Origin of the sequence: Alteriqipengyuania abyssalis, from assembly GCF_019857185.1 — a bacterium.
Taxonomy (GTDB): Bacteria; Pseudomonadota; Alphaproteobacteria; order Sphingomonadales; family Sphingomonadaceae; genus Alteriqipengyuania; species Alteriqipengyuania abyssalis.
This window is the reverse complement of record NZ_JAHWXP010000002.1, coordinates 873,463-895,033: the sequence shown is the minus strand read 5'-3', so window position 1 is coordinate 895,033 and position 21,571 is coordinate 873,463. Positions and strand designations below refer to the sequence as shown.

The 21,571-nt window shown below is 65.2% G+C and carries 23 protein-coding genes; 9 read left to right on the top strand and 14 right to left on the bottom strand.

Annotated elements, in window-relative coordinates; all coding sequences use genetic code 11:
* Positions 1–14: 14 nt before the first annotated feature.
* From KYN89_RS09535 to KYN89_RS09525, 3 genes are all read left to right on the top strand, one after another.
* Positions 15–215 carry a hypothetical protein gene (locus KYN89_RS09535; protein ID WP_029140243.1) on the top strand — a complete coding sequence of 67 codons (201 nt, stop codon included), beginning with the start codon at positions 15–17 and terminating at the stop codon, positions 213–215.
* On the top strand, positions 205–552 hold the full coding sequence (locus KYN89_RS09530; protein WP_222824817.1) for a hypothetical protein: 348 nt from the start codon (positions 205–207) through the stop codon (positions 550–552). The genes KYN89_RS09535 and KYN89_RS09530 overlap by 11 nt, the downstream gene beginning before the upstream one ends.
* A 137-nt stretch (positions 553–689) precedes the next feature.
* Positions 690–1,412 carry a TonB-dependent receptor gene (locus tag KYN89_RS09525; RefSeq protein WP_248285098.1) on the top strand — a complete coding sequence of 241 codons (723 nt, stop codon included), beginning with the start codon at positions 690–692 and terminating at the stop codon, positions 1,410–1,412.
* A gap of 15 nt (positions 1,413–1,427) precedes the next feature.
* Here KYN89_RS09525 and KYN89_RS09520 read toward each other — a convergent pair whose 3' ends face one another.
* From KYN89_RS09520 to cysS, 4 genes are all read right to left on the bottom strand, one after another.
* Positions 1,428–2,858 (bottom strand): aldehyde dehydrogenase family protein, encoded by a 1,431-nt coding sequence (locus tag KYN89_RS09520; RefSeq protein ID WP_222824816.1) that lies wholly within the window; start codon positions 2,856–2,858, stop codon positions 1,428–1,430.
* Between the two features lie 28 nt (positions 2,859–2,886).
* Positions 2,887–4,548, bottom strand: a complete 1,662-nt coding sequence (locus tag KYN89_RS09515; protein ID WP_222824815.1) for an acetolactate synthase large subunit — start codon at positions 4,546–4,548, stop codon at positions 2,887–2,889.
* A 66-nt stretch (positions 4,549–4,614) separates the two neighbouring features.
* Positions 4,615–5,553, bottom strand: coding sequence for a D-2-hydroxyacid dehydrogenase (locus KYN89_RS09510; RefSeq protein ID WP_222824814.1), 939 nt, complete (start codon positions 5,551–5,553; stop codon positions 4,615–4,617).
* 120 nt (positions 5,554–5,673) lie between these two features.
* Positions 5,674–7,218: a cysteine--tRNA ligase gene (cysS, locus tag KYN89_RS09505; RefSeq protein ID WP_222824813.1), complete on the bottom strand. Its 1,545-nt coding sequence runs from the start codon at positions 7,216–7,218 to the stop codon at positions 5,674–5,676.
* Positions 7,219–7,318: 100 nt separating this feature from the next.
* Here cysS and KYN89_RS09500 point away from each other — a divergent pair, with 100 nt between their 5' ends.
* Positions 7,319–7,906: a DUF998 domain-containing protein gene (locus KYN89_RS09500; protein ID WP_222824812.1), complete on the top strand. Its 588-nt coding sequence runs from the start codon at positions 7,319–7,321 to the stop codon at positions 7,904–7,906.
* Here KYN89_RS09500 and KYN89_RS09495 read toward each other — a convergent pair.
* Genes KYN89_RS09495 through KYN89_RS09485 form a run of 3 tightly spaced genes read right to left on the bottom strand, consistent with a single transcriptional unit; the run spans position 7,903 to position 9,541 of the window.
* Positions 7,903–8,307, bottom strand: coding sequence for a hypothetical protein (locus KYN89_RS09495; RefSeq protein WP_222824811.1), 405 nt, complete (start codon positions 8,305–8,307; stop codon positions 7,903–7,905). The two genes, KYN89_RS09500 and KYN89_RS09495, sit on opposite strands and share 4 nt — an antisense overlap.
* A gap of 58 nt (positions 8,308–8,365) precedes the next feature.
* Positions 8,366–8,851 (bottom strand): DUF8051 family protein, encoded by a 486-nt coding sequence (locus tag KYN89_RS09490; protein ID WP_222824810.1) that lies wholly within the window; start codon positions 8,849–8,851, stop codon positions 8,366–8,368.
* 12 nt (positions 8,852–8,863) lie between these two features.
* Positions 8,864–9,541 carry a nitroreductase gene (locus KYN89_RS09485; RefSeq protein ID WP_222824809.1) on the bottom strand — a complete coding sequence of 226 codons (678 nt, stop codon included), beginning with the start codon at positions 9,539–9,541 and terminating at the stop codon, positions 8,864–8,866.
* A 119-nt stretch (positions 9,542–9,660) separates the two neighbouring features.
* On the opposite strand from KYN89_RS09485, the gene KYN89_RS09480 reads away from it, so the two are divergent.
* Entirely contained in the window at positions 9,661–10,332 is a 672-nt protein-coding gene (locus tag KYN89_RS09480; RefSeq protein WP_222824808.1) for an N-acetylmuramoyl-L-alanine amidase, read from the top strand.
* A gap of 15 nt (positions 10,333–10,347) precedes the next feature.
* On the opposite strand, the gene KYN89_RS09475 is transcribed toward KYN89_RS09480, so the two are convergent.
* From KYN89_RS09475 to fsa, 5 genes are read right to left on the bottom strand one after another with little or no spacing between them, the layout of a single operon-like run.
* Positions 10,348–10,641 carry a type II toxin-antitoxin system RelE/ParE family toxin gene (locus KYN89_RS09475; protein ID WP_222824807.1) on the bottom strand — a complete coding sequence of 98 codons (294 nt, stop codon included), beginning with the start codon at positions 10,639–10,641 and terminating at the stop codon, positions 10,348–10,350.
* Positions 10,638–10,922, bottom strand: a complete 285-nt coding sequence (locus tag KYN89_RS09470; protein WP_222824806.1) for a ribbon-helix-helix domain-containing protein — start codon at positions 10,920–10,922, stop codon at positions 10,638–10,640. Before KYN89_RS09470 ends, KYN89_RS09475 begins: the two co-directional genes overlap by 4 nt.
* Before the next feature lie 54 nt (positions 10,923–10,976).
* Positions 10,977–11,333 carry a hypothetical protein gene (locus KYN89_RS09465; RefSeq protein WP_222824805.1) on the bottom strand — a complete coding sequence of 119 codons (357 nt, stop codon included), beginning with the start codon at positions 11,331–11,333 and terminating at the stop codon, positions 10,977–10,979.
* Positions 11,330–13,153 (bottom strand): cobaltochelatase subunit CobT, encoded by a 1,824-nt coding sequence (gene cobT / locus KYN89_RS09460; RefSeq protein WP_222824804.1) that lies wholly within the window; start codon positions 13,151–13,153, stop codon positions 11,330–11,332. Before cobT ends, KYN89_RS09465 begins: the two co-directional genes overlap by 4 nt.
* Before the next feature lie 10 nt (positions 13,154–13,163).
* On the bottom strand, positions 13,164–13,817 hold the full coding sequence (gene fsa / locus KYN89_RS09455; RefSeq protein ID WP_010234315.1) for a fructose-6-phosphate aldolase: 654 nt from the start codon (positions 13,815–13,817) through the stop codon (positions 13,164–13,166).
* A 108-nt stretch (positions 13,818–13,925) separates the two neighbouring features.
* On the opposite strand from fsa, the gene KYN89_RS09450 reads away from it, so the two are divergent.
* Positions 13,926–14,516 (top strand): DUF2490 domain-containing protein, encoded by a 591-nt coding sequence (locus tag KYN89_RS09450; protein ID WP_346727222.1) that lies wholly within the window; start codon positions 13,926–13,928, stop codon positions 14,514–14,516.
* 14 nt (positions 14,517–14,530) lie between these two features.
* Here the strand turns inward: KYN89_RS09450 and KYN89_RS09445 are convergent, their stop codons facing one another.
* Positions 14,531–15,223 carry a DUF4197 domain-containing protein gene (locus KYN89_RS09445; protein ID WP_248285096.1) on the bottom strand — a complete coding sequence of 231 codons (693 nt, stop codon included), beginning with the start codon at positions 15,221–15,223 and terminating at the stop codon, positions 14,531–14,533.
* 59 nt (positions 15,224–15,282) lie between these two features.
* Between KYN89_RS09445 and KYN89_RS09440 the strand changes: the two genes are divergently transcribed.
* The 3 genes from KYN89_RS09440 to KYN89_RS09430 all read left to right on the top strand — a co-directional run bounded on the left by KYN89_RS09440 (position 15,283) and on the right by KYN89_RS09430 (position 20,691).
* The gene (locus tag KYN89_RS09440) at positions 15,283–17,460 is read left to right on the top strand and encodes a primosomal protein N' (protein WP_222824801.1); all 2,178 of its coding nucleotides are present in this window, start codon (positions 15,283–15,285) and stop codon (positions 17,458–17,460) included.
* A 69-nt stretch (positions 17,461–17,529) separates the two neighbouring features.
* Positions 17,530–19,044, top strand: coding sequence for a tetratricopeptide repeat protein (locus KYN89_RS09435; protein ID WP_222824800.1), 1,515 nt, complete (start codon positions 17,530–17,532; stop codon positions 19,042–19,044).
* A 75-nt stretch (positions 19,045–19,119) separates the two neighbouring features.
* Positions 19,120–20,691, top strand: a complete 1,572-nt coding sequence (locus KYN89_RS09430; RefSeq protein WP_222824799.1) for a cryptochrome/photolyase family protein — start codon at positions 19,120–19,122, stop codon at positions 20,689–20,691.
* Here the strand turns inward: KYN89_RS09430 and KYN89_RS09425 are convergent.
* A complete protein-coding gene (locus tag KYN89_RS09425; RefSeq protein WP_222824798.1) occupies positions 20,688–21,443 on the bottom strand; it encodes a siderophore-interacting protein in 756 nt (251 codons plus the stop codon). The two genes, KYN89_RS09430 and KYN89_RS09425, sit on opposite strands and share 4 nt — an antisense overlap.
* Between the last annotated feature and the right edge of the window lie 128 nt (positions 21,444–21,571).

Genomic DNA, 21,571 nt, shown 5'->3' with positions numbered 1-21,571 from the left:
TGTGAGGGAAATTTATGCTGATTCGAAGGATAGAGAGGTTTTTGCGCGAATTCGATATGCCCGCGACCAAATTCGGGCGGCTCGCGACGCATGATCCACGCTTCGTGCTCGACCTGCGCAACGGGCGCATGCCGCGCTCCGGCACGGAGCGGCGCGTGGACGGTTTCATGGCCGAATGGCGCGCCCGGATGGAGGAGCCTCGCCATGCAGGCTGAGGCCCTTCCCACCCTCGCCCCGCGCCGGGGAAACGCCGGGAGGCTCGAACGGGCGCTCATCGCGCTCGCCGGGGGCGAGGGCCGCGTGCTCGACCACCGCGAGCGTGGCTGGGCGAGCATCACCTTCGCCGGCACTCGCCACACGGTGCGGCTGGCATTCGACACGCCCGACGCAATCGCGGGCGGGGAAGTACTGATCGCCGAGCTGCCCGATCACGAATTCGCCCTGCCCGGCCAGCTGGTCGCCGATGCGACGGTAAGCGCGGTGGACCATGCCCTTGCGCCCTCGCCCCGACTCACCGTCACCTGCGAATTGCTGCTGCTGGAGGACGGTTGAGCGGGTGGCGTGGCGGGGGTGGTTTTTACCCCCCCCCCCCTGGACTGTGTGTCAGGTGTGTCAAGGGTGTTCCCGCTTCCGCTCGGACAGGGTTGGAGATAGCAATTGCGGCAAGGGTTGGAGGAGGAACAAGCACAATGAATGTCGGACCATTTCTGAAGCAGATCACACTGCTTCCCTGTATCCTTGCTCTTGCTGTGCCGGCCACCGCTCAGGATCTGGACACGCAGGAGATCATCGTCACCGGCTCGCGTATCGACCAGGACGATTATTCCGACGAAATGCCCGCCGTGGGCCTGCGCCGAGCGGCCGACTTCCTGGTCCAGCCTGTCGTCATCCGGGGCGACACGCGCGACCAGACGCAGCGACGTCGTGAAATCCGTGCGATGCTCTCCGACGCGGTGCGGCGGGCAAACGCCGCCGGGGTCGAACTGGCCTATGGCGACTATATCCTGACCACTCTCACCCCCGACAATGTCGAGGAGGTCGCGCTGCAAAGCGACAATCGCCCCGACAGCGAGCGGGTGATCGTCCTCGTCAAGGCACGGCTTGGGGACACCCAGTCTGGCGAGCAGGCCGAGGCGCAGATCGCGCGCTTCATCAAATCGGTGCCCGAGGTAGGACGCGCGCAGATAGACGAATGGGGCGATGCGACGCTCTCTATCGTCGGCCCTGACAGTTACCGTCCGCAGATCGCGGAACGGATCGCGCAGGATTCCGCCGCGATGGCGCGCAGCATGGGCGATGGCTACGCGGTCGAGGTGGAAGGCCTCAACATGCCGGTCCGCTGGGCACGGTCGGGACCGGGCGAAGTCCTGCTCTATATTCCGTATCGCCTGACGATTGTGCCGCGCCCCTGAAGGGGGCCCGGGCGGTCACCGCCGGATCACGAGGTTCCTGATCTCGGTCATGTCCTCCATCGCGAAGCGCACGCCTTCGCGGCCCAGGCCGGAGTTCTTGACCCCGCCATAGGGCATGTTGTCGACCCGGTAGCTGGGGATTTCGTTGATGCAGATGCCGCCGTAATCCAGCCGGTCCCACGCATCGAACATCTTGAACAGGTCGCGGGTGAAGATGCCCGCCTGCAGCCCGAATTCGGAGCGGTTGGTTTCCTCGATCGCCTCGTCGAAAGTGGAGAACTTCATGAGGACGGCGAGCGGCCCGAACACTTCCTCGTTCACCACCTTGGCGTCGCGGTCGACGTTTTCGAGCAGGGTTGCGGGGATCATCCGCCCCTCGCGTGTGCCGCCGCACAGCAGCTTTGCGCCATGGTCGAGAGCTTCCTTCGTCCATGCCTCGACCCGCTCGGCCTCGCCATCGTCGATCATCGGGCCGATGAAGGTGTCCTTGTCCTTGGGATCGCCCGCGACAAGGGCCTTGGCTTCCTCGACCAGCATGTCGCGAAACTCGTCGTAGACATCCTCGTGAATGAGGATGCGCTGGACCGAGATGCATGACTGGCCGGACTGGTAGAAGGCGCCCTTGATGACGCGCGGCAGGGCATCCTTCAGATCGGCATCATGGTCGATGATGACCGCAGCGTTGCCGCCCAGCTCCATCACGACCTTCTTCTTGCCTGCCCTTGCCTTCAGCGCCCAGCCGACCTCGTCCGACCCGGTGAAGCTGAGCAGCTTGAGCCGTTCGTCGGTGGTGAACAGGTCCGCGCCGTCGCGGCTGGCGGGCAGGATCGAGAACGCGCCCTTGGGCAGGTCGGTCTCGGCCAGCACCTCGCCGATGATGATCGCGCCCAGCGGCGTCTTGCTCGCAGGCTTGAGGATGAAGGGGCAGCCCACGGCAAGCGCCGGCGCGATCTTGTGCGCGGCAAGGTTGAGCGGGAAGTTGAAAGGAGAGATGAAACTGCACGGGCCGATGGGCACGCGCTTCCAGATCGACTGATAGCCCTTGGCGCGTTCGGAGATGTCGAGCGGCATGACCTCGCCGCCCAGCCGTACGCTTTCCTCGGCGGCGATGCGGAAGGTGTCGATCAGGCGGGTGACCTCGCCCTCGCTGTCGCCGATCGGCTTTCCGGCCTCGACGCACAACGCGTAGGCGAGTTCGTCGAAACGCTCCTCGAACCGCTTCACGCAGTGCATCAGCACGTCCTGCCGCTGATAGCTGGCGAGCCGCGCCATCGGCTCCGTCGCCTCGACCGTGCCGACGATCGCATCGTCGATGATCTCGGGCGTGGCGAGCGCGGTGCGGAAGGCGACCTCGCCGGTGTACTTGTCCGTCACCTCGAGATCGGTGTTGGGCTGCGCGGCCTCGTTGCGAAGGTAGAGGGGGTAAGTGTCCTTGAGCTGTGGCACGGGGGCAATCTCCTTTACCAAGGCAACCTCAAAGCTGCGCACTGCGTTCCTTGATCTCGTGGTTGAGCAGCGAATCGTTTTCCGAATAGTCGACCGGGCAGTCGATCACATGCACCCCGCCCGCATTGCGGCATTGGGCGAGCAGCTGTTCGAGGTGCTCCGCGCTTTCGACCCGGTGGCCATGCGCGCCGAAGCTGGTCGCGTAGTCGACGAAATCGGGATTGCCGAAGGTCAGGCCATAATCGGCCAGGCCCATGTTCTTCTGCTTCCAGCGGATCATGCCATAGGCATCGTCGCGCAGGATCAGCACGGTCAGGTCGACGCCCAGCCGCACCGCCGTTTCCAGTTCCTGCCCGCTCATCATGAAGCCGCCATCGCCGCACACCGCCAGCACCTTGCGCTGCGGATGGACCAGCGCGGTGGCGATCGCGCTGGGCAAGCCCGCACCCATGCTGGCGAGCGCGTTGTCGAGCAGGATCGTGTTGGGCAGATGCGCCATGTAATTGCGCGCAAACCACAGCTTGTAGACCCCGTTGTCGAGGCAGATCACCCCGTCGCGCGGCATCGCCCGGCGGATCGCGGCAACCAGGAACGGCGGGAAGATCGGGAAGCGGCGATCCTCCATCAGTTCGCGCGAATGCTCCTGCTCCGCCTCGCGGTAGCGCAGCATGCAGCCTGCATCCCAGTCTTCGCGGGGGGTGATCGCCTCCTTCATCTGCCAGATCGCGTTGGCGATATCGCCGATCACCTCGATCTGCGGGAAGTAGACCGGGTCCACTTCCGCCGTGTTGTACGACACGTGGATGACGACGCGCTTGTCGTCGCGGTGCATGAAGAAGGGCGGCTTCTCGATCACGTCGTGCCCGATCGAGAGGATGCAGTCCGCTTCCTCGATCGCACGGTGGACGAAATCGCCCGAAGACAGTGCAGCGCAGCCGAGGAACAGCGGCCGCTTCTCGTCCAGCACGCCCTTGCCCATCTGGGTGGTGACGAAGGGGATACCCGTCTTGTCGACGAATTCGCCGAGCATCTTGCTCGCCATGTTGCGGTTCGCGCCCGCGCCGATCACCAGCAGCGGTTTCTTCGCGGCCTCCACCGCCTCCACCGCGATCCGCACCGCCTTGGGCTCGGCAGAGGGGCGGCGCGCGACCGAGGCTTTCAGAGGCGCAGCGATTGCCTCTTCCGCCGCAATGTCTTCCGGCAGTTCGAGATGGGTCGCGCCGGGGCGCTCTTCCTCGGCCAGCCGCACCGCCTCGCGCACCCGCGCGGGCAGCGTCTCCCCGCTCGCCAGCTGGTGCGCGAACTTGGTCACCGGGTTCATCATCGCGACCACATCGAGGATCTGGAAGCGGCCCTGCTTGGAATGCTTGATCGGCTTCTGCCCGGTGACGGTCAGCATCGGCATCCCGCCAAGCTGCGCATAGGCGACTGCGGTCAGCGCATTGGTCGCGCCCGGCCCCAGCGTGGTCAGGCATACCGCCGCCTTGCCCGTCAGCCGGCCATAGGTCGCGGCCATGAAGCCTGCGCCCTGCTCGTGCCGGGTGAGCACCAGGCGGATGTCGGAGCGCGAGAGCGAATCGAGCAGGTCGAGGTTCTCCTCGCCCGGAACGCCGAAGACATATTCGACGCCCTCCGCTTCAAGGCATTGGACGAACAGATCGCTCGTCTTGATCGCTTGTCCCTCGGCCATCGCTCTCTCCCCTCCTGGTGTGCCCGACCTATACGGGCGGCGGCACGGATTGGTTTCGCGAAGCGTTCAGTACCCCAGCGCGGGGTCGAAGCGCGGTTCAACCGGTTCGCCGGCGTGCCAGCGGGCAAGGTTCTCGATGAAGCGGTCCGCGCTGCGCTGAAACATCCCGGTTTGCGCCCGTGCCGACAGGTGCATGGTGATGTGGGCATTGTCGAGCGCCCAGAGCGGATGGTCCTGGGGCAGCGGTTCGGGATCGGTCACATCGAGCAGCGCGGCCTCGATGCGCTTCGCCTCCAGGGCCTCGACCAGGGCTGCCTGATCGACAACATCGCCGCGCGCGAAGTTGGCCAGTACCGCGGTGCTTTTCATCTCTGCCAATTCGTCCGCACCGATCATGTGATGTGTTTCCGGGGTGGAAGGAAGCACCAGGATTACCCAGTCAAAATCGGCGAGCTGGCCGCGCCACTCGTCTGGTCCGAGCGCTCCATCCTTGTCCGACCGCCGAACGGGAACGACCTCCATCCCGAAGGCCTCCAGCCGTGGTTTCACCAGCGATCCGATCGCACCCAGTCCGAACAGCAACACGCGTTCGCCATTCAGCTCGCGCTTGCCCGGGCTGTCGAGCAGCCACTCATGCCGGTCCTGCGCGTGAACAACCTCGCGATAGCGTTTGGCGTGAACGAGCATCATCATGACGATGTACTCCGCCATCGTGACCGCGTTGATGCCGGCGCCATTGGTGACGATCGTGCCGCGCTCGTTGAGCAGGTCGAGCGGCAGGAAATCGAGCCCGGCATAGATGGAGTTGAGCCATTTGAGGTTTGTCGTGGCGGCCACGACCTCGCACATCGGGCCGGGCTGGTTGAAATCGAACCAGCCGATCTCCGCACGCGGCGCGAGTTCGATCGCCTCCTCCTTGCTCATGAACCACAGCGGCTCGACCCAGTCGGGCAGGCGTGGTTCGACCAGCGGGCGGATCAGGGCGGACAGGACTGCGGTGGTCAAAGGCTCAACCTCTCTTGTCTCGTCGGCCCGGACTTGATCCAGGCCAGGGCTTCTCTCTCACGCGAACGGATCAGAAGTGAAGCACCAACCCCGCATCAAGTCCGGGGTGGCGGTTCGGCCTCAAGCCAGCTTCCACTCCCAGCCGAGGGGGTCACCATCCATCACATCGACGCCTTTCGCGGCGAGCTCGTCCCGGATCGCGTCCGAGGTGGCGAAGTCCTTCTCCACCCGCGCGGCCTTGCGGCGCTCCAGCGCGTCCTCGATTTCGGCTTCGGTGATGACCGCGTCCTTCGGGCGAATGCGCAGATCGGTCCGCGCGAGGTCGAGCAGACCGAGGCCAAGGACGGCGTCCATCGCGGAAACTGCCCGCAGCTTTTGCGCTGGGTCGACCTTCTTGATCGTCAACGCCTCTTCGAGCGCAGTCAGTGCGATCGACGTGTTGAGATCGTCGGCCAGTGCCGCCTGAAACTTCTCGATCGCCGGCGCGAGCTTGCCCCAGTCGTCACCCTGAACTTGTTTCAGGGTCCAGCCCGCCTCCTGCACAAACGGCTCGGGCTGCTCGCTGGATGCCGGAGTCGAAGACCTGCTTGCAGAAACAAGTTCGGCATGACGGTTTTTGAGCTGTTCAACAGCCATCACCATCCGCTTCAGCCGCGTCAGCGCGGCGCCCAGCCCCTCCCACGAGAACTCCAGTTCGCTGCGGTAATGCGCCTGCAGGCACATCATCCGGTAGGCTACGGGCGAGTAACCCTTGTCGATCAGCAACTGGAGCCGAAGGAACTCTCCGCTCGACTTGCTCATCTTGCCCGACCGCACGACCAGGAAGTTGTTGTGCATCCAGATCTTCGCGCCCGAATGCGCCGCGTCGTCGAGCCCGCCGCAGCCGCAGTAGGCCTGATTCTGCGCGATCTCGTTGGGGTGGTGGATCTCCCGGTGGTCGATCCCGCCGGTATGGATGTCGAACGGGAAGCCGAGCAGCTTGCCGCCCATCACGCTGCATTCGAGGTGCCAGCCCGGCGCGCCGCGACCCCACGGCGAATCCCACTCCATCTGCCGCGTCTCGCCCGCGGGCGTGGTGCGCCAGATTGCGAAGTCGGCAGCGTTGCGCTTGCCCTCGACCGTGTCGATCCGGCCCTCCCCCTCTTCGGTCACGGCACGCGCCAGCCGCCCGTAGTCCTCGACCGTAGAGACGTCGAAATAGAGGCCGCTATCGAGCTGGTAGCAGTGCTTCGGCTCGATCTTCTTCGCGAAGTCGATCATCTCCGCGATGTAGTCGGTCGCGACCGACCACTGCGCCGGTTGACGTATGTTGAGCGCGCTTATGTCGTCCTTGAACGCCTTGGTGTAATGCTCGGCAATATCCCAGATCGACTGCTTCTGCTTGGCAGCCATCTTCTCCAGCTTGTCCTCGCCCGCATCCGCGTCGTCGGTCAGGTGGCCGACATCGGTGATGTTGATGATGTGGGTGAGTTTGTAGCCGCGCCAGCTGAGCGTGCGGCCCAGCACATCGGCGAACACATAGGCCCGCATATTGCCGATGTGCGGGTAGTTATAGACCGTCGGCCCGCAGGTGTAGACGCGCGCCTCGCCCTCGTGGACCGGAACGAAGGGTTCCAGCTGACGGTTGAGAGAATTGAACAGCTTGAGTTGCGGCGCGTCGGTCATAGCCCGCGCAAATGCGCCAAGCCGCGCGGCTGCGCAACACCGGAGCAATCATATCAGCAAGGATTCAGGAACCGACACCCTCTCACGCACGCTGGGCTGCGTGGCCATCGCGGGCTGCGCGATCTCTGTGGTGTGCGACCTGCTGGGGGCTGCCCTGTCGGACCGGATCGGGCTGGCCAGCGACACGATCAGCAATCTGGCGGCGGGCAAGTGGGACATCCTTTCCGACCTCGGCATCTATGCCTTCGTCGTGGGCGTGCTCGCGGTGACGGTGGGGCTGATCCGCTGGCGCGTATCCCGCTGGGACTGGCGGCTGGGCACGATTCTGCTGGTGGTTCTGGCAGTCGATTACTCGCTGATCGCGGCGTACGAGGCCTATTCGACCGGCGAAGGCACGCAGATCCACTACAAGCTGGTCTACCTGATGGGCGTCGCCTTCCCGCTCACCGTGCTGCTGACCGCGGGCCAGTTCTACGAGATCGACCGGCGGCTGGGCATTGCGCTGTATGTCGGCGGGGTGCTGTGGGCGATCGCCGCGCCGTTCCTGTTCGTCGTGCCGACCGGGTGGGACGGGCTCTACGAACGCGCACTCGCCTTCGGCAAGCTGGGCTGGTTCGTCGCCATGGGGGTGATGATCTGGCGCGACCCGGACATTGTCCGCCGCGTCCCCGAAGACGAGCGGAGCTAGAGACCTTCGCAATAGTCCGGATTGTCAGAAGTTTCCCCGAAGTTGCAGCCGCGCTTCAGCTCGGCGCGGATCGTGTCGCAGGAGTTCTGGATATTGCACGCCGGCCGCGTGGCGGGCGACATCTCATAGCACTGCTCGGACAGGGTTTCGGCCTTCTCGCGCCCCAGTTCGGCAAGGCAGGAGCCTTCGGTCGGCTCGGCCGCGCCGTTGTCGAGCGCGGGACGGCTGTTGGCATATTCCTCGCTGGGCGGAGCGGGCTCGGCCTCGCTCGGAGTTGCAGGCTCAGCCACCGAAGATTGCGCTTCGGGCGGCTCAGCATCGGACGTGGCCGTGTTGGGCGCATCGCACGCCGCGAGCGCGCAGACTGCCGCCATCGTCGAAATCCATCCGATTATACGCATGTCCGCTCCCTGAGTTGGTGCCCCATCAATCTCTCGGCGCAGGGAGCGGTTCCGCGCCTCAGCCGCCCATTGCGGCGATCGTCGCAAAGATCACGATGCCGACGCCCGCGATTCCCATCACGATGGTCAGCCCGCGCGGGATCGCCGCGCCTTCCCTGCCGCCCGCATCGCGTCCACCAGCGGTCAGCACCGCCGTGGCAAGCAGGATGGCGAGCGCGGTGCCCAGCCATTCGAGCGTTTCGAGCAGCGACGACATCGGCACGGGCGTCACCGGGAATATCTCGAACAGGTCGAGCAGATAGGTCGCTGCAAAGCCGACCGCCGCCGCCATGCTCCACACCCGTCGCACGCCGCCGCGCCAGGTCAGCCATGCTAGCACCAGAGAGCCGAGGCCAAGCACGGTCAGGAAGATGTTGAATGCGGCCAGCCCGCTCGCCGGATAGGCACTGAAATCGCGCGTCTCGACGAAGCCGCCGGGGATCATCAGCGCGAGGTTGATCGCCGACAGGGCGAGCAGCAGGGCAACGAGGTAGCGCGGGCTCATGGGCGTGTATCCTTATTCGAAGCCTTCAAACCGGACATGCTCTTCCAGCGGCACGCGGTTGCGCTCGAAGCTGTTCACCGGCGCATCCGGATCACGATAGCCGATGCCCATGCCACAGAAGAAGCGGTGCGTTTGCGTACTCACGCCAATGTGCTCCATGATCGGATCGGCGTAGTAGGCCATGAATTCCTGCGGGCAGGAATCGAGCCCCTGCTCGCGCAGCAGCAGCATGATGGTCTGCAGCCACATCCCCGTATCGGACCACTGCGCTTCCTTCATCAGGCGCGGGAAATAGCACAGCAGGAGGACGGGCGCGCCGAAGCTGACGACGTTGCGGCCCATCGCCGCGGCGCGACCCGCCTTGTCCTCGCGCTCGATCCCGAGCGATTCGAACATGCTGGCCGAAAGTTCGTAGAGGCGCTGCTTGTAGCGATCCTCCTGCTTGGGCGCGTCCCAGTCGTAATCGGGCTTCTTCATCTCGGAGCCGCGCAGCTTTTCGCGCAGCTGCGCGAGCGGTTCGCCGGTCAGGATCGTCGCTTCCCACGGCTGATAGTTGCAGCCCGAAGGAGCCCAGCGCGCGGTGCCCATGACCTGCCGGATCGTCTCAAGCGGCACCGGCGTATCGAGGAAATCGCGCACCGAACGGCGCGAGGTGACGGCTTCGGAAACGGACATTGTCTGATCGCTCATGAGCGGCTGGCTAGCGGCTGGCCGCCGTCGCGCCAACCCGGCAGGCTGCATTTCGCGCTGTCCTACTCGCAAATCGCGCTCTAGCTGGACTCGCCCTGCGACCCTTTCGGGAGGACCACATGGGCGACCCCGCCACCTATCATTTCGATCTCGACCTCACGCTGCGCCCGGCGCACGCTCCGCTGGAGGAACGCTGGTGGCCGGACATCCGCGACGCGGCGCTCAAGGCATCGAGCGCGCGCATCTACGACGCGATCCTCGGCGTGCGCGCGGTGGTAATCCACGCCACGGCGGGTGGCAGCTCGGCAGGCGCGGCGAGCGTGATCTTTGATCGCAAGGCGAGCTTTCACTGGCTGGTACCCGACGAGGACGAGCCCCAGCACGGGCAATTTGTGTGGGCGACCTGCCACGAGGCACGCGCGGCATGGCACGTGCGCAATAGCTGCTCTCACCCCGCGATCTGGGGCGGGCGCGGACGGATCAACCACTGGTCGCTCGGGATCGAGGTGGTGAACCGGCAGGTGCGCACGGACGATTTCTCCGACTGGCAGATAGAGGCGACTGCGCAAATCGTCCGCTACGCCTGGGCCAAATACCCCAACCTGCGCCATGTGGTGAGCCACGCGATGCTCGACCCTGCGCGAAGGAGCGATCCGGGGAGCCCGTTTCCGTGGGCGCAGTTTCGGGAGGAGGTGCTGGATGCGCGGGGGGATGTTGTGCCGGAGCTGGTGGCGGAGGCGGCGGAGCTGGAAGCGGTCATGCCGTCGGTCCCGTGTTGCATGACGGTGTGAAGCACAGGCCTGCAGCTACGTGTCGCGCAAAATAGAGCCGACATCACGACGGCCCCGCAGGATGCGCAAGATCAAGACCGCATCATCAGGGCATTCGTAGATCACGAGGTAGGAGCCATAGCGTGCGGCGCGAACAGCCTGACCCCATTCGTGTCTCAGCCGATAGGCTAACGGGCGATCTTCGAGTTCGGTGCAGAAGCCGATGATCTCTTCGATATAATCGGCGGCGCGATCGGGATTGTCTTCACCGATGAACTCGGCAATCGCCAGCAGATCTTGCTCGGCCTCTGGCGCGAACCGCAAGGTCATTTCCCGGGCGCCGTGGCCTCTGCAACGACATCGGCAACCCGCTGCCGAACACGAGCGAACACCTCATTCGCGGGGAGCGAAGGGCTCTGCCGCGCCTCGTCCAGAAGCTTACGGATTGCGAGGTTCTCCGCTTCGGTTCGTTCACGCTCCTCGCCCCAGTCGCGCAGCGCCTCGCGAACCACTTCGCTGGTGGTGGCGTATTCGCCGCGCTCGACCGCAGCGCGGAGCCGCGCAGCCATTTCGGCGGGCATGGTGACGGTGATACGTTCAAGCTTGCTCATGCGTATGCATATATCACACGATGTGTGATATATGCTACTGGATCTCACACGCTCTTATCTTGTGGCTCTGGCAATTATCCCTCGCCGCAAGCGAGCCATCCAGAACGCAAGAAAAGCGCTCGGAATACTGAGCAGGAACAGAAAAAGCACTCCAACAAGCATCAGCGGACCTAAACCCGACTGAACTGTCATGACAGGCAACATCGCCCAGACTACGAGACCGCCCGCTAGCCAACCTTGCTGCGGAAAGATCAAGCCGAGACCTGCCGCAAGAACAAGAGCCACAGCGTAGGCATATCCGAAAGTCGGCGCATCCCAGGGTTCAGCAACTCCCGCGAGCCCGTTGAAGACGATCCATAAGAGCGCCCCCACCGCCAATGCAGTGATCGCACCCGGCAGCGCCCGTATCAACCCTCCACCTCGAACAGATCCGCCATCTGCCCGATCATCGTCCCGCCGAGCTGCTCGACATCCATGATCGTCACCGCGCGCTTGTAATACCGCGTCACATCATGGCCGATGCCGATCGCGACCAGCTGGACGGGCGAGGCCTTCTCGATCCACTCGATCACCTTGCGCAGGTGCGCTTCGAGATACCCTGCCCGGTTCACCGATAGTGTGCTGTCATCCACCGGCGCGCCGTCGGAGATCACCATCAGGATGCGGCGGTCCTCGGGCCGGGCGAGCAGGCGCTGGTGCGCCCACATCAGCGCCTCGCCGTCGATGTTTTCCTTCAGCAGCCCTTCGCGCATCATCAGGCCGAGATTGCGGCGCGCGCGGCGCCACGGCTCGTCGGCCTGCTTGTAGACGATGTGACGCAGGTCGTTGAGACGGCCGGGCTGCTGCGGCTTGCCATCGGCGAGCCACTTTTCGCGCGTGTGCCCGCCCTTCCACGCGCGGGTGGTGAAGCCGAGGATTTCGGTCTTCACCCCGCACCGCTCCAGCGTGCGCGCGATGATATCCGCGCTGATCGCAGCGATCGAGATCGGCCGCCCGCGCATAGAGCCCGAATTGTCGATCAGCAGCGTGACGACCGTGTCCTTGAACTCGGTCTCCCGCTCGACCTTGTAACTCAGCGAGTGGCCGGGGCTGATGACAACGCGCGCCAGCCGCGCGGCATCGAGCATGCCCTCTTCCTGATCGAAATCCCAGCTGCGGCTCTGCTGCGCCATCAACCGGCGCTGGAGCCGGTTGGCCAGCCGCGTGACGACATGCTGCAAGCCGGTCAGCTGGCTATCGAGATAGGCGCGCAGCCGGTCCAGCTCGTCGGCATCGCACAGTTCGGTCGCGGCGATCTCTTCGTCGAACTTGCGCGTATAGACCTGATACTCGAAATCGTCGGGAATGTCGGTCCAGTGGCGATTGGGGCGCACGGGCATCATGCCCTCTTCGCCGTCGTCGCCAGCGTCGTCGCTGTCGCCGTCCTCTTCGGACAGCTCGCCCTCGCCATCCTCGTCGGCATCGCCTTCCGCCATTTCGGAGGCGGCTTCGGGGCTCTGCTGCGGCGACTGGTCGCCCGCGTCTTCCTCGTCGGTATCGTCCTCGGGCGATTCGCCCTCGTCGTCGTCGCCGTCCTCGTCCGCATCATCGGGCGCGCTGTCTGCGCCTTCGATCAGGTCGAGCTGGCGCAGCATCTCGATCGAGAGGTCCTGAAACGCCTTCTGGTCGTCGAGCTTGTCGGCCAGCGCAGAGAAATCGCCGCCGGTGCGCTCGTTGACGAAGTTGCGGACGAGATCGACGCCCTTCTTCGCGCGTTCGGGAATCGGCTTTCCGGTCAGCGCCTCGCGCATCATCAGCGATACGGCGGTGGAGAGCGGCACGTCGCGCGCTTCGGTGGCGCGGGCAATGGGGTCGCTGGCGGCGCGCAGCTCGGTCGCGGCGGCGAGGTTCTCACCCACGCCCGCAAACCCTTGCGCGCCCAGCGCCTCGTACCGGACCTGCTCGACCGCGTCGTACACGGCGCGCGCGACCGGATCGCCCGGCGCGCCCGCATCATGCAGTGCGTTGTCGTGCAGGCGGATCTTGAGCGCGAAGCTATCGGCAAAGCCGCGCGCCTCGGCGGCCTGTTCGGGCGGCAGCTGGCGTCCGGGCAGCGGCACGCGGAAGTTCTTGCCTGCCGCGCCGGGTCGGTCCGCGCTCCACGCGACTTCCACCTCGGGCTCGCGCGCAATCGCTCGCGCGCCGCCGGTCAGCGCGCGTTTGAAACGGTCGAGAGGGGTTTCTTCGCTCAAGCCCGAAACCTCAGAGAATGCTCTGACCGGTCGACTGCCAGTCCTTCAGGAAGCCCTCGATGCCCTTGTCGGTCAGCACGTGGTTGACGAGGCCACGGATCACCTTGGGCGGCGCGGTCATCACGTCCGCACCGATCTTCGCCGCCTGCAGCACGTGGGTCGCATGGCGCACGCTTGCGACGAGGATTTCGGTCTCGAACGCGTAGTTGTCGTAGATCAGCCGGATATCCTCGATCAGCTGCATCCCGTCGAAGCCGTTGTCGTCGTGGCGGCCGACGAAGGGCGAAATGAAGGTCGCGCCCGCCTTCGCGGCCAGCAGCGCCTGGTTGGCGGAGAAGCACAGCGTCACGTTCACCATCGTGCCATCGTCGGTGAGCGCACGGCAGGTCTTCAGCCCGTCGAGCGTCAGCGGCACCTTGATGCAGACATTATCCGCGATTTTGCGCAGCTTGTCGGCTTCCTTCATCATCGTCTCGTGATCGAGCGCGACGACTTCGGCGCTGACCGGACCATCGACGATGCCGCAGATTTCCTTGGTCACCTCGATAAAATCGCGGCCCGATTTGTGGATCAGCGAGGGGTTGGTGGTCACCCCGTCGATCAGGCCCGTTTCGGCCAGGTCGCGGATGTCGGCGATGTCGGCGGTGTCTGCGAAGAATTTCATTTTGGTCACATACCTGTCATGGAAGCGTCACACCCGAACCCTGTTCAAGGATTCCCGATGCGATCAGTCAATCTTGCGGCGCGCGCCCTCCCACTTGCCGCCGCGACCGTGCTTTTGCAACCGAGCGCAGCTCTGGCAGACGAAAGCGAATTCTGGATCGAGCTGGCGGCCAAGGGTGATATCGCCGAGGGCACCAGCCTGAAGGTGGAAGTAGAGCAACGGCGCAAGGCCGGGCCCGACGAATATATCGTCGGTGCAGTGGTCGATCACGAAATCGGCGATGGCTTTTCGCTGGGCGGTGGGATCGAGATCCACGACATCGACGGCTTTACCGAGGTTCGCCCCTACCAGCAGGTCGGTTTTTCGACCGGAATCTTGTCGCTGCGCACCCGGATCGAAGAGCGCTTCTACGACAATTCGGACCGGATGGCGCTGCGCCTGCGCCAGCGCGTGCAGCTGAGCGACACGATCGCCCCAAAGCTCAAGGCCAGCGCATCGGCAGAACTGCTGTATCAGTTGCGCGATCGCAATGATGGCGGGCCGGAGCGGGTCGACCAGCTGCGCTTCGCCGTCGGGCTGACCTACCGCGTGGCGGAGCGATTGGAGGTAAGCGGCGGTTACCTGCTGCAACTGCGCCCGCGTCCGGGCGGCGACACCTATACCCACGTGCCCCAGCTGAGCGCGGCCTACCGCTTCTAGGCGCTCCTCGCCAATCAGCGCCGCCCGGCGAGGCCCAGGGCGCCGATCAGCACCGGATCATTGGTGCTGCGCGGATCGGCACGGATCGCCGCTTCCTCGCGCCCGATCTCGGCCCACACGGTATCGTCGATCTCGTTCGCGAGCCGCGCGGCCACCCCGCCGACATCGACCCCGGCCAGCGCCGAGACCAGCTGGCCGATCACCGGATCGCGCGCCAGCCGCATCGCATCGCCGAGTTCGGGCACCATCGCATCGACCAGCCGCGGGCCAAGGTCCGCGCGCAGATAACTCGTCGCGGCGGTCGGCCCGCCGGTGATCAGCCCGATCGTGTTCTCGACCCCGATCAGCCGGATCGAATCATAGATAATCGGCGCGGCGCGCTCGCTCGCCTCGACCGCAAAGCCTGCAAACTCCCGCTCCAGCCGCGACTTGACCAGGCCCGAGGTGAGAATCCCGGCGAGCACATTGCCCCGCGCACCGAGAAAATTGTCGAGCCCGGCCTGTGCGATCTGCTGGTCCCAGAAGCCGCCCGGCACGGTCAGCCGGGCGAAGGCGCGCTGGCTGGAGAGCAGCAGCAGCCGCTCGATCACGTTGGTCACGCGGGTCTCGTAGGTCGCGCAGCCGCCCAGCAGCATCGCGCCCGCCCCGGCACCGATAGCCCCCAGCAGGCTGCGCCGGTTCAGGCCATTTTCCAGAATTCCGGTCATCGTCTCACCTTCCATGCTTGTGGCGCGGGAGCCCCTGCACCCATATTGGCGGACGACCCATGCGCCGTATCCGCCTCCTCGTCCTCAACGCCGCGCTCGGCGTACTCGATTACCGCGTGCCCGATGGCATGGCGGTCGAGCATGGCAGCGTCGTGGTCGCCCCGCTAGGCCCGCGCCAGGTCACCGGCATCGTGTGGGAGGAAGAACGCCTTCCCGGCGAGTCGGTGCCCGAGGCGAAGCTGCGCCCGATCCTGTCGGTCCTCCCGGTGCGCCCGCTGCACGCACAACTGCGCCGCCTGATCGAATGGACCGCGGACTATTACTGCGCCTCGATGTCCTCGGTCGCGCGGATGGTGCTCGCCAGCGGAGGCGCGCTGAAGGGCGGCGTCACCGTCACCGAATACCGCCTGACCGGCACGCAGCCCGACCGGATGACCCCGCAGCGCAAGCAGGCGCTGGAAAAGCTGGTCGACCGGCAGGGCACGATCCGCGAACTGGCCGCGATTGCGGGGGTCTCCGACGGGGTATTGCGCGGCCTGGTGAGCCAGGGCGTGCTTGAACCCGAAGAGGTCGACGCGGACCGCCCCTACCCCCGCGCGCAGCCCGACCATGCCGAGCCGGTGCTCTCACCGCAGCAGGCCGAAGTCGCGGACGAACTGGTCAGGGCGGTCGAGGCGGAGGACTTCGCGCCGATCCTGCTCGACGGGGTGACCGGATCGGGCAAGACCGAGACCTATTTCGAACCCGTCGCCGCCGCGATCCGCGCGGGCCGTCAGGTGCTGGTGCTGCTGCCGGAAATCGCGCTGACCGAGAACTTCCTGCGCCGGTTCGAGGATCGCTTCGGAGTGGTCCCGGTGCTGTGGCACTCCTCGCTCAAATCTTCGGAGCGGCGCCGTGCATGGCGCGCGATCGCCCGCGCGCCGGAAGAGGGCGGCGCACAGGTGGTGGTCGGCGCACGCTCGGCACTGTTCCTGCCCTATGCCAATCTCGGCCTGATCGTGGTCGACGAGGCGCACGAGATCAGCTTCAAGCAGGATGACGGAGTGCGCTACAACGCCCGCGATGTCGCGGTGATGCGGGGGCATTTCGAGCGGATACCAGTCGTTCTCGCCAGCGCCACGCCGGCGCTCGAAAGCCTACACATGGCGGAGACAGGCACTTATCGGAAGCTCGACCTGCCCAGCCGTTTCGGCGGTGCCACGCTACCCACGATCCGCCTGCTCGACCTGACCGAGGAGCCGCCCGAGCGCGGCCGCTGGCTCGCCCCAACGCTCGCCCACGAGCTGTTCGCGCGGATGGAGCGCGGCGAGCAGACGCTGCTGTTCCTCAACCGGCGTGGCTACGCGCCGCTGACGCTGTGTCGCAATTGCGGATACCGCTTCCAGTGCAAGCAGTGCAGCGCCTGGCTGGTGGAACATCGCTTTTCACACCGCCTCGCCTGCCACCATTGCGGGCATGAGGAACCTACGCCCGAAGCCTGCCCCGAATGCGGCGAGAAGGACAGCCTCGTCCCCTGCGGTCCGGGGGTGGAGCGGGTGGCGGACGAAGTGCGCGAGATCGCACCCGAAGCGCGGATCGCGGTTGCCACGTCCGACACCCTCAACACCCCAGCCCGCGCCGCCGAGTTCGTCGCGATGGCGGAAAGCGGCGCGATCGACGTCATCGTGGGCACGCAGCTCGTCACCAAGGGCTTCCACTTCCCCGACCTGACGCTGGTCGGCGTGGTCGATGCGGATCTGGGGCTGGAGGGCGGCGACCTGCGCGCGGCGGAGCGCGTGTACCAGCAGATCGCACAGGTCGCGGGCCGCGCGGGCCGCGCCTCCAAGCCCGGAGAAGTGCTGATCCAGACGCGCCACCCGGAGGCGCCCGTCATCGCCGCGCTGGCGGAGGGCGACCGCGATGCCTTCTACGCGGCCGAGCTGGAGGCGCGTCGCCACGCCAATGCCCCGCCCTTCGGACGCTGGGCAGCGATCATCGTGTCGAGCGAGGACGAAAAAGAAGCGCGCCTGGCCGCTGCACGGATCGGAGATGCGCGCCCGCGGCTGGACGACATCATGATCCTTGGCCCCGCACCTGCCCCGCTTGCCCAGCTGCGCGGACGCTATCGTTATCGCCTGCTGATCAACGCCAAACGCACCGCCGCGCTGCAGGACGCGATCCGCGACTGGCTCGGCCCGCTGGAACTGCCGCGCGGCGTGCGCGTGGGAATCGACATCGATCCGTATAGTTTCGTCTAGGCGACGCTGATCTTGCCCCTCGCTTTCAAGCCGTTAGGGTAGCGCCAAAGGACATTTCGGGGGGTCGATATGAAGAACTGGGTCGCGGGACTGTGCGCGCTGCTGATGGCGATGGCGGTGCCTGCCAGCGCGGCGGACTGGAAGAAGGCCGAAACGCGCCACTTCGTCATCTATTCGGACGGCAGCACCAGCCAGCTGGAGGACTATGCAATCCAGCTGGAAAAGTTCGACGCTCTCCTTCGACTGGTGTTCGGTCGACCGGCAAGTGAACAACCGACCCGACTGCGCATCTACCTGCTGCGCTCGATGGGCCAGGTCGAGGATTTGCGCGGCCGCAACATCGCGGGCTTCTATTCCCCGCGGGTCGAGGGCAGCTACGCAGTCAGCAACCGGGAAGCGAACGACCGCGGCCTTCGCACGCTGTTTCACGAATATGCGCATCACTTCATGTTCAACAATTTCGGCATTCCCGCTCCTGCGTGGTTCGTGGAAGGCTTCGCCGAATATGTCTCGACCGCCGAATTCAAATCGAACGGAGAATGGATCTTCGGCTACCCCCAGAAGGACCGGGCCTATTCGGTCAACAACGGGCAAAAGATTCCGATCGAGGCGTTGCTGACTTCCGACGTCTCCGAGATTCGGGATGGTGGCGCTTTCTACGGCTGGTCGTGGGCATTGACCCACATGCTCGATTCGGACCCGAAGAAGCGCGGGGACCAGATTCAGGCCTACCTGCGCGAGATCAATAGCGGGACCGAGAACCTTGAGGCGGCGCGCAAGCACTTCGGCGATCTGGACGAGCTGGAGAGCAACTTGCGCCGCTACGTGCGGGGATCGATGGGCTATTCGAAGTCCGACCTTCCGCTTGCCTACGCCCGTGACATTCGGATCACCGATCTGTCCTCGTACGAGGGCGAACTTGTCGAGCTGACCCTGGAAAGGATCGCCCGATACGAGCCCGAAGCGACGCGCGACAAGCTGCGCAGCCTCGCGGAACGCGGCGAAGGCACGGCCGAGAGCTGGTACCAGTTCGCGGAGATCGAATTCGCACTCAACCACAAGGAGGAGGCCGGTTACGACTTCAGCGCGGCCGAGGCCGCGGTCGACCGGGCGCTCGCACTCGACGGCAATCATGTGAGAGCAAACCTGCTCAAGGGCAGGCTGCTACTCGAACCTTTCGACCATGGGGACGATCCGGACCCGGCCAACTGGGCGGCAGCCCGCGAATATATCGGCAAGGCCAACCGGCTCGATCCGGCCGACCCGCTCGCGCTATACGACTTCGCCAACAGTTATCTGCGTGAAGGCGCCAGCCATCCGCAAATAACCGATGCGCTGAAGATGGCATTCTCGTTGGCGCCCGAAGCTGCGGAAGTGCGATTCGCCTACGCCACCCAGCTTGCGCGTGAGGGACGCTATGATGATGCGATCTTCCTCCTGAAGGTGCTGGCCAACAATCCGCACGGAGATCGCGGGGCGAAAGCGGTGATCGAAGCGCTCACCAAAGCGCGCGACAGCGGAGGGATCGCCTCGATCCGCTTCGAGCCCTCGGAGGAAGAGGACGAAAGCACAGGAGACGAATAGGGTCGTGAATGCGCGTCCGCGAGGGTCCATCCTGCGGAGATCGGAACACTGCGGCTCCCTGCCGATTGACCGTTGATGCCATCCCCCGCCGAACGCCCCGTTCTCGTCCCCATCCTGGGCGACCAGCTGACCCGAACCATCGCCTCGCTGCGAGGGCGCACAAAGGACGACACCGTCATCCTGATGATGGAGGTGTGGGACGAGGCGACCTATGTGCGCCATCACAAGCAGAAGATCGCGCTGATCTTCTCCGCCATGCGCCACTTCGCAGCCGAACTGCGCGATGCGGGGTGGACCGTCGATTACGTCAAGCTGACTGATCCGGACAATGCGGGCAGCTTCACCGGCGAGGTCGCGCGCGCAATTGAGCGGCACGATCCGCGCGCGATCCACGTGGTCGAGGCGGGCGAATGGCGCGTGCAGCAGGCCATCGAGGAATGGCCCGACAAGTTCGCCTGCGAGGTGGAAATCCTGCCCGACGACCGCTTCATCTGCTCGCTGGCCGATTTTCGCGACTGGGCGGAGGATCGCGACAGTCTGCGCATGGAGTTCTTCTACCGCGAAATGCGGCGCAAGACCGGGCTGCTGATGGATGGCGACAAGCCCGAGGGCGGCGAGTGGAACTACGACAGCGAGAACCGCAAGCCACCCAAGGAAGGGCTTGAGGCGCCGGAGCGCCCGCTATTCAAGCCCGACGAGATCACCCGCGAATGCATCGATCTGGTCGAGGAGAAGTTCGGCGACCATTTCGGGAGCCTCGAGAGCTTCGGCTGGCCGGTAACGCGCGATCAGGCGGAAGAAGCCGCCGACGCGTTCTTCGCCGAGCGGATCGCGTGCTTCGGCCCCTACCAGGACGCGATGGTCCACGGGCAGGACGACCTGTTCCACTCGATGCTGTCGACCAGCCTCAATCTCGGCCTGCTCGACCCGCTCGACCTGTGCCAGCGTGCCGAGACAGCATACAAGGATGGCAAGGCCCCGCTCAACAGCGTCGAAGGGTTCATCCGCCAGCTGATCGGCTGGCGCGAATATGTCCGCGGGTTCTACTGGCTGCACATGCCGCATCTCCAGAAGGCGAACGCGCTCAATGCACAGCGCGCCCTCCCCGAATTTTTCTGGACCGGCGAGACCGATATGCGCTGCCTCGCCGACTGCATCCGCTCGACGCGCGACAATGCACATGCACATCATATCCAGCGGCTGATGGTGCTGGGCAATTTCTGCCTGATCGCAGGGATTTCCCCTCGCGAAGTGCAGGACTGGTACCTGGTGGTCTACGCCGACGCCTATGAGTGGGTCGAACTGCCCAACGTGGCCGCGATGGTGCTCTATGCCGATGGCGGCAGGCTCGCGAGCAAGCCCTATGCGGCGTCCGGCAACTACATCAACAAAATGAGCAATTACTGCTCGGATTGCGCCTACTCGGTGAGCAAGAAGACGGGCGACGGCGCGTGCCCGTTCAATGCGCTCTACTGGCATTTCATGGACCGCCATCGCGACACGCTGGAAAGCAACCACCGGATCGGGCGGATCTATTCCAACTGGGACCGGATGGGGGAGGAGAAACAGGCCGCCTATCTGGAGACCGCGCAAGACTTCCTCGAAACGCTGGAGCCCGCCGCGAAGGGCTGGGCGCGCGCCGACTAGGCCGGCTGCGCCTCCGCATCCTCGCGCTTGGCGAGCTTGTGCTCGTCCTCGATCAGGCCCGCCTTCCAGTAGCTGGAGATGTAGAGCGAGCGGCCACGCAGGCCCAGCTCGTCCCGCAGGAAGGCGCGCAGGTTTCGCATGCCTGAGAACTCGCACGCGGCCCAACCCGCCACCCGGCCCTGCGGCAGATCGACGCTGCGGAGTTGGTCGGCGAGCAGATCGGGCTGGCTGCCCGGCTCCCGGTTGACCAGCCAGCAGATCTCCACGCCCTCGGGCTCGTCCAGTTCGATCTTGTCCGCTTCGTTCTGGATCTCGATCGCGGCGAACCCTCGCGCGTCATCCGCCAGCGCCGCGAGGTTGACCGAAATCGCGGGCAGCGCGGTCATGTCGCCCGCAATCAGGTAGAAATCGTGCGCTTCGGGCAGCGGCTTCGCCGCGCCCGGGCCGCCGACCCTGATCGTGCTTCCCGGCTCGGCAGACAGGGACCATTTCGTCGCTGGACCCGCCGCGTCGTCGCCATGCAATGCAAAGTCGATATCCAGCTCGGTCTCGCGCTGGTGGCGGATCGTGTAGGTCCGCACGATCGGTTTGCCCTTGGCATCCTCGCCAAGGAACAGCTTGAGGTAGCCGCCCTGCTGGTCTGCGGGAAAGCCCGCCAGCCCTGACCCGCCCAGCGTGACGCGCTGGAGCGAGGGGGTAATCCGGGTGCGGTTGATGACGGTGAGTTCGCGGGGGTCTGGTCTGTTGCTCATGCCCGGCCATGTAATGCGAACGACTCTCATTTGCAATGAGAGGGGCAGGTGCGCAATTCGCGTGGGCTTGGAACGGGAGCCCGTCGCGAGACTTGGACAGGAGTACCCCCAAACGAAAGATTACCCCC